Raw genomic sequence first — 1,078 nt, forward strand, 5'->3', positions numbered from 1 at the left:
TGTCCCGTCCTGAATAAGGTTTACACCTTCTGATCTGTTTTTCAGGAGGACGTAATGGAATCAGCAAAAAGGCGTAGTCAGCGAGACTACACGCTGACCTTTAAATTGTCGGTCGTCGATCAGGTCGAAAAAGGCGAGCTGAGTTATAAAGAGGCTCAGGAGCGCTACGGGATTCAAGGCAAAACGACCGTTCTGACGTGGTTACGCAAGCACGGTCGGCAGGATTGGAGCCCAGGCGGATACATTGGCTCGCCGAGGATGGGGTCTATGCCCGACAAAAACCGCCCATTAACGCCAGAGCAACGCATCAAAGAGCTTGAAGAGCAGTTAGCTCTGTCCAATCAGAAAGCGCAGTTTTTCGAGGCGGTCGTGGATGTCTTGAAGAATGACTACGGTCTCTCTGTCGTAAAAAAGCGTCCCGGCAAGTCCTCGCGCAAAAACGAATCAAAAACCTGAGCATCAGCAGGGCTTGCCAGTTCATGGGGATAAGCCGACAGGCTTACTACAAACGCAATCGCGCCGATGCTGCTCGTCTGGTTCTGGATCAGAAAGTTGCCGATTTCGTTCAGCAAAAACGTCAGCGGCAGCCGCGTTTGGGCACCCGAAAGCTGCATTACTTGCTGCATTGCCAGCCTCAACTTGAGCTGCAAGTGGGTCGAGATCGGCTGTTTTCGATTCTGCGGGAAAGACGTTTATTGGTAGCTCGCAAGCGGTCTTATCACAAGACGACCAATAGTCATCATCGCTTTCACCGCCACCCGAACCTGCTCAAGCCAGGTCCTGATCAGGTTGTTCCAAGCGGCCCGGAACAAGTCTGGGTGGCTGACATCACCTATTTGCCCACTCAGGAAGGTGTGGCCTATCTGAGCCTGGTAACGGATGCTTTTTCGCGAAAGATCGTGGGCTATCACGTCCATGAAAGCCTTCACACCGAGTCGGTAGCACAGGCACTGCGCCGGGCGGTAAAGCACCGTCGGACAGAGCAGTCGCTGGTGCATCATTCAGATAGAGGTATCCAATATTGCTCGGGGATGTACCAAGCGTTGCACGCGAAATACGGTATTCGATGCTCAATGAC

Annotated in this window: 1 pseudogene; it reads left to right on the plus strand. The window is 52.8% G+C overall.

From position 1 onward, the window contains the following. Window positions 1-54: 54 nt before the first annotated feature. A pseudogene (locus tag ACZ9IM_RS30490) lies at window positions 55-1,078 on the plus strand (IS3 family transposase); the annotation flags it as partial.

It is taken from the genome of Pseudomonas sp. TE12508 (assembly GCF_056279485.1).